Source organism: Mesorhizobium sp. M0715 (genome assembly GCF_040320355.1).
Taxonomy (GTDB): domain Bacteria; phylum Pseudomonadota; class Alphaproteobacteria; order Rhizobiales; family Rhizobiaceae; genus Mesorhizobium.
The window spans coordinates 1-6,137 of the sequence record NZ_JAMYPL010000057.1; the positions used below are offsets into that span (position 1 = coordinate 1).

Consider the following 6,137-nt stretch of genomic DNA (forward strand, 5'->3'; position numbering starts at 1 on the left):
ATCCGCCCGCCGCAAGGCAGCCACGGCATAGTCTTCCGCTTCAAAGATCGCCGTCCGCTCAAGTCCAGATCCATGCACCAACGCCCAGCGCAACAGCACTTCCGGCGATATCATCTCGGCCGTCCGCCAACTGGTGCTCATCGCCAATGATGATCTGATTGCCGGCATCCTCAACCGCAAGGGACTGGTGACCGGCCACGCAATCGTTGGACACGCGAACGGGTCACCGCGCACAGGTCGCATCATAAGATCCCTGTCTTCCGGCCAGCGGCGGACGGCAAAGAGCCATGGCTTAACCTGAACAAGGCGGCGCGCCTTCCGGGTAGAGGAACTGTCTTGTCAGATTCACGCCAGTGGAAGGCCCGCTGGCGGAATGGTCAGGTTCGGCTTCACGTCCAATTGCGATAGACGAGATGTGGAAAAACCTGCTCCGCGAAGCGGCTGTCCCGCTGAATCATCACTTCCTCCACCGCCTCCATGGCTCCTATGCAATCCGCATACAGGCAGTCGTCGAACACCCAATAGCCTCCATCGACCATATATTTTCGGGATACATCGTAGCTATACTTCACGGCGCTGTAAATGTCACAGTCGATATGGCACAAACGGACCGAGCCTATATTTTTCAGCACATCCTCAGCAGTGTCCTCGAACAGCCCCCGAACCAGATGGAGATTATCGATCTTCTGCCTCTCGATAAGCTCCAGCAGATCATCGTATCCTGCATCACTGAAATCGCCTGCTCTGTAAGTGTCACGCTGCGGGTCCGTTTGCGGCATACCCTCGAAAGTGTCGAAAGCGTAGACTTTCATGTCGGGATAGAGTTCCTTGCATACGGCGGCCAGAAAAAGCGCGTTGCCGCCGCGATAAGTGCCGAACTCGACGACATGGCCGGCCGCTAGGCCATCGAAGCCGAAACGTAAGATGAGATAGAGATTCATTCGGTTTCGCTCGCCCAGGAGCGTCCGGTTTCGTGCCAGTTCCATAGCCCTATTGTAAAGCTTGTCCTGGTGCAATTGCTCAACCAGATTGTGGCCCTGCAGGCCTAGTCCGCGTTGTAAGCCAGCGCGAACGTTTCGCCCACGTGATCTCCGCGGCGCCTCCTCGAATTCAGGCAGAGTTATTGTCATTGAAGCACTCCTCGTAAAAATAGCATCTTCAAGGCATTCCATACTTGCCTTAACAGCCCATTCTACTGCATACTCAACGGTATATGCGTCCCATGGAAACAGCCCGCGAATTCGCTTTACCGACATGTTCAAATCGAGCGTTGAAGCTATAATGGCAATCGTTGTCGATGATGGCCGTACATGCAAGTTATCGTTTATTAAGGTTTCGCGACTATTAGGTTATGCGATTTCGGCCACGTCAGGAGCCCTATAGGAGATATCCGCCCTCCGACTGAGCATTGCCGACATTGCGCTGGATTGCGGCTTCTCCTCACCCTCACATTTCGAAGGTCTATCGGGATCAACTTTGGCAAAACCCCGACCAACGAGCGGCGCTAAATTAACGCCTTCGTTGCTTCTGACAGAAAAGATTTGGGCGATGTCACGTTGTCTGCATATACACGCGTTGAGACCTGCGGCCGCTGATGTCAGCTGGGTCGCGTCCCCAGACGTGGTGTAGCTCGGCGGTAGCGAAGCCGCTCGCGAGCGCGCCCTCAACAGCGCCGTAGCGAGCGAGCGGCTTTGCGGCGGTCATCGATGTTCCCGGGTAAGGTCGGGTTGCTGACACCAACCTGATTCGAAGGAACCACCGATGACCGACGACATGATGAACCTGCGCACGCTCGTGGAGAAGACCCCCGACGCCGATATCTTGCGCGAGATGATCGGCTTTGCCGCCGAGCGGCTGATGGAGCTGGAGGTGGGCGCCGCCTATGGCGAGAAGAACCCGTTGCGGACGGCTCAGCGCAACGGCTATCGCGATCGCGATTGGGAGACGCGGGCCGGCACCGTCGAGCTGCGCATCCCCAAGCTCAGGAAGGGCTCCTACTTTCCGGGCTTCCTCGAACCGCGGCGCATGGCGGAGAAGGCGCTGACGGCCGTCATCCAGGAGGCCTACGTCCAGGGTATCTCGACCCGCTCGGTCGACGACCTGGTCAAGGCCATGGGCATGAGCGGCATCTCCAAGAGCCAGGTCAGCCGGCTGTGCGAAGAGATCGACGGCAAGGTCAAAGCGTTCCTTGAAAGACCCATCGAGGGCGACTGGCCATACCTGTGGATCGACGCCACCTACCTCAAGGTGCGCCGCGGCGGACGCATCGTCTCGGTCGCCGTCATCATCGCTGTCGGCGTCAACGCGGACGGCCGGCGCGAGGTGCTGGGCATGGAGGTCGGCACGTCTGAGGCCGAGCCGATCTGGACGGAGTTTTTGCGCAAGCTGACCCGCCGCGGCCTCAGGGGCGTCAAGCTCGTCGTCTCCGATGCCCATGAAGGCATCAAGGCGGCCGTCACCAAGGTGCTGTGCGCGACATGGCGGCGCTGCCGGGTCCACTTCATGAGGAACGTGCTGGCGCATGCCGGCAAGAGCGGCCGCCGTGTCGTCTCCGCCTTCATCGCCACCGCGTTTGCCCAGGAGACGCCAGAAGCCGCCAGCACCCAATGGCGTGCCGTCGCCGACCAGATCCGGCCGAAGGTGCCCAAGCTCGCCGCCATCATGGACGACGCCGAGCCCGACGTGCTGGCCTACATGACCTTCCCCAGGGAGCACCGCGCCAAGCTGCATAGCACCAACCCGATCGAGCGCCTCAACGGCGAGATCAAGCGCAGGACCGAGGTCGTCGGCATCTTCCCCAATGACGATGCCATCGTCCGCCTCGTCGGCGCGTTGCAGAATGATGAATGGGCCGTCCAGCGCGCCAGATACATGACGCTGGAAACCATCAGCCAAATGAGCGATGATCCTCTCATCAGCCTGCCAGCCGTGGCACGCTGATCATCCCGGCCCCATGCCGGAGAGCGCGGCGACCAAGCCGTCAGCTACACCACTCCCGGGGACACGATCTGTCAGCTGACCACGGCCACGGCTTTCCATTGCGCCATGGCCTGCAGGCGGTGAATATGTGTAGCGAGAGCGGAGCGTTTTGAGCGGGGCGGGACGAAGAGATTGCGCAGAGCCGAGAAGATCGAAACGAAACGAACGCGAACCACTTGTTCCTCTGGATGAAGCAAGCCCAGCAAGGGCGTGGCCGATCCAAGCCTGGCCCGAGAGCTCACCGATCGCCTTCATTGATATGGGTGTTGTCGGTCCTGGTCTGCACGATGTAGAGCCGGAAGAGCCGGCTCCTGGCGATCGCACTCTGGAGTACCGGCTATGACCAGCCAAGAAGTTTCTACCGGTGGCCGGATGGAAATCGTCGGGGCCAACGGCCGGCGTGTGATCGTCGACCGCACTGTCGACGTAAGTGTCCTGCTGCGGATCTTGCAGGGGCTGGAAATGCTGCGATGATCCCGACAGAAGGCCTGCGTGTGTGGTTAGCCACAGGCTACACCGACATGAGATGTGGCTTTCCATCACTGGCGCTACGGGTGCAGGAGGTCCTCAAACATAATCCCCTTGGGGGCAACCTGCTTTGCTTCAGGGGGAAACGCGGAAATTTGTTGAAGGTCATTTGGCATGATGGCCAAGGAGCATGCCTGTTCACAAAAAGACTCGAGCGCGGCCGCTTCATATGGCCGACAGTTGAGGGTGGAGTTGTGACAGTATCTCCCGCGCAGCTGAGTTATCTCTTGTCTGGGATAGACTGGCGCAACCCTCAGGAAACGTGGCGTCCAGCTCGGGTTGGGTAGCATTTTTTAATTGAAAATACGATGGAATGTGATTCAATCGACGCATGACTTCGAAGCCGGTTGAGCTCCCCTCGGATCTTGCCAGCGCCTACGTGGCGCTGCTGGCTGAGCGTGAGGCGTTGCAGGCGGAACGGGATATGGCGGTCGCGGATGCTGCCAACTGGCAGGCTGAAGCCGCCAACGCGCAGGCCATGCTGTCCGACAACGAGGCGCGGATTGTCCATCTCGAGCTGCGCATCGAGAAGCTGAAACGCGAACTGTACGGGCAGCGCTCCGAGCGCACGGCGCGGCTGATCGAGCAGTTGGAATTGTAACTCGAAGACCTCGTGACCGCGGCGACCGAGGACGAGCTTGCCGCGGCCGCCGCGGCGGCGAAGACCCAGAGCGTGCGTTCCTTCACGCGCAAGCGGCCGGTGCGTAAGCCCTGACCAGAGAATATCGAACGCGAGCGCGTCGTCATCGAGCCTCCCACCTGCTGCGGCGGATCGCGGCTGTCGAAACTGGGTGAGGATGTGACCGAGACGCTTGAAGAGATCCCGCGCCGGTTCAAGCTGATCGAGACGGTGCGCGAAAAGTTCACCTGCCGGCGACTGCGAGAAGATCACCCAGCCGCCGGCGCTGTTCCATTCCACGCCGCGCGGCTTCATCGGTCCCCAACTGCTGGCGACAATCTTGTTCGACAAGAGAGCTGGCTTGGGGAATCTGGACAGAACGATAAGTGGATTTTCCGCCTGACAACGGCAACGTGGTTGCCGCGAATCAGGAGAGACCATGACGAAGTGCACGCGCCGGAACCACACACCGTTCACGCCAAGATGGAGAGCTGGCGCTGGAGAACGATTTTTTGGAAGGCGCACTCATCAAGGCCGGCATGCTGAGCGTAAAGCGATGCTCGACCGCAACCACGACCTTCCCATCGTCCGTCAGGCCAAGGCTCTGAACATCAGCCGCGTCTACTACAAGCCGCGGCCGGTGTCGGCCGAGGACCTCGCGCTGATGCGCCGCATCGATGAACTGCATCTGGAATACCCGTTCGCAGGTAGCCGGATGTTGCGCGACCTTCTCAACCGGGAGGGCGTCGAGATCGGCCGCCGCCACGTCGCCACGCTGATGAAGCGCATGGGCGTCGAGGCGATCTATCGCCGACCGAACACCTCGAAACCCGCGCCGGGCAACAAAATCTATCCCTATCACCTGCGCGGACTGAAGGTCGATCGTCCGAACCAGGTCTGGGCGATGGACATCACCCCTATAGTGCGCCTCGTCCCGGATGGTCCGGGGTGCATATGTTCGGAATGCATTGAGAAAGGAGGATTTGAAGAATGCCCTGCTCCCTGCTGTGAGGGGGCTTGAGCCCAAGCGGCGGTGACCTGTCGTCAACTGGCAGGGTGATGTAGCCCGCAGGTAAAGGGAATTGAGGCGAAGCCGTTACGCCGAGATGGTTCCCGAGACTGTAGCACTGGAAGGTTGAGGAACGCGAACCGGTTAATCCGCATCCGAGGGCTGAAATGTCGCCTTCGCCTACACGGCTTAACAGGCGAAATGCTGATGATGTCGCCGGAGACGTATGTCGGCGGCATCCGAATGTGGGCGTACATGTAGGCCGCCTGCAGGGAGCCATGGGGAGAACACAGTCCAGACCATGGCAGCGGCATCGACTTGCGGGACGCAAGGACAAGGACCGCGACCGGCAACCTCCCCAGTGCGTGGAATGTCCGGCATATGAACGAAGGGAAGGCATGATGGAGTGCCCACGATGTTCTGCGTCGCAAGGGAGTTGACCCTGATGTCCATCATGCTGGCGGAGTTCCCGTATTAGTCCGCGGCAGGGAAAGCCTGCCACATGGCGAAGGGGAACAGTTCAATCTGCTTGGAGTGCGAATTACCTGACCAAACAAGGTGAAGACCTTTGATAATCAGCGAAACGCAGCACAAGCTCGCAACATGGGCCGAGAGCGATCTGAACCGGCGGTTCGATCGACTTCTACGGCTCATTGCCGATCGGGAATGGCTTGCCGAGGCCGCCCGGATCGTTCTGGCGTCGAGTGGCGCTCGGACTCCGGGCATTGACGGAATGGATAAGCAACGAATGCAGGATGGGTTGGATCACCATCTGGCCGACCTGCGGACAAACCTGCTGAAGGGCACCTATCGCCCGAAGCCGGTCAAGCGGATCTATATCCCGAAAGGGCGTTGGTTCATGGAACGGCGTTGGTGCATGGATCTGGACTTGAGCGGACGGCGATCTTTGAAGCGGCAGACTATGCCGTGGCTGCCTTGCGGCGGGCGGATTTCGGCCTGCGCAGGCAAGCATGCGGTTGAGGACGGCACAGGCGATGGCGA

At 59.9% G+C, this 6,137-nt stretch carries 4 protein-coding genes and 4 pseudogenes; 6 read left to right on the forward strand and 2 right to left on the reverse strand.

Annotated elements, in window-relative coordinates; translation table 11 throughout:
* Window positions 1–389 precede the first annotated feature (389 nt).
* On the reverse strand, window positions 390–1,130 hold the full coding sequence (locus NKI21_RS32055) for a class I SAM-dependent methyltransferase (protein WP_352869255.1): 741 nt from the start codon (window positions 1,128–1,130) through the stop codon (window positions 390–392).
* Window positions 1,131–1,761: 631 nt separating this feature from the next.
* Here NKI21_RS32055 and NKI21_RS32060 point away from each other — a divergent pair.
* Window positions 1,762–2,940, forward strand: a complete 1,179-nt coding sequence (locus tag NKI21_RS32060) for an IS256 family transposase (protein ID WP_352869258.1) — start codon at window positions 1,762–1,764, stop codon at window positions 2,938–2,940.
* 71 nt (window positions 2,941–3,011) lie between these two features.
* Here NKI21_RS32060 and NKI21_RS32065 read toward each other — a convergent pair.
* Window positions 3,012–3,143 (reverse strand): annotated as a pseudogene (locus NKI21_RS32065) (IS6 family transposase); the annotation flags it as partial.
* A gap of 175 nt (window positions 3,144–3,318) precedes the next feature.
* Here NKI21_RS32065 and NKI21_RS32070 point away from each other — a divergent pair.
* From NKI21_RS32070 to NKI21_RS32090, 5 genes and pseudogenes are all read left to right on the forward strand, one after another.
* Complete coding sequence (locus tag NKI21_RS32070; RefSeq protein WP_502896803.1) at window positions 3,319–3,453, forward strand: hypothetical protein; 135 nt, start codon at window positions 3,319–3,321, stop codon at window positions 3,451–3,453.
* Window positions 3,450–3,794, forward strand: a complete 345-nt coding sequence (tnpB, locus tag NKI21_RS32075) for an IS66 family insertion sequence element accessory protein TnpB (protein ID WP_352869260.1) — start codon at window positions 3,450–3,452, stop codon at window positions 3,792–3,794. The genes NKI21_RS32070 and tnpB overlap by 4 nt, the downstream gene beginning before the upstream one ends.
* Before the next feature lie 44 nt (window positions 3,795–3,838).
* Window positions 3,839–4,520 (forward strand): annotated as a pseudogene (locus NKI21_RS32080) (transposase domain-containing protein); the annotation flags it as partial.
* A 77-nt stretch (window positions 4,521–4,597) separates the two neighbouring features.
* Window positions 4,598–5,048: pseudogene (locus tag NKI21_RS32085) on the forward strand (IS3 family transposase); the annotation flags it as partial.
* A 655-nt stretch (window positions 5,049–5,703) separates the two neighbouring features.
* Window positions 5,704–6,137: pseudogene (locus tag NKI21_RS32090) on the forward strand (hypothetical protein); the annotation flags it as partial.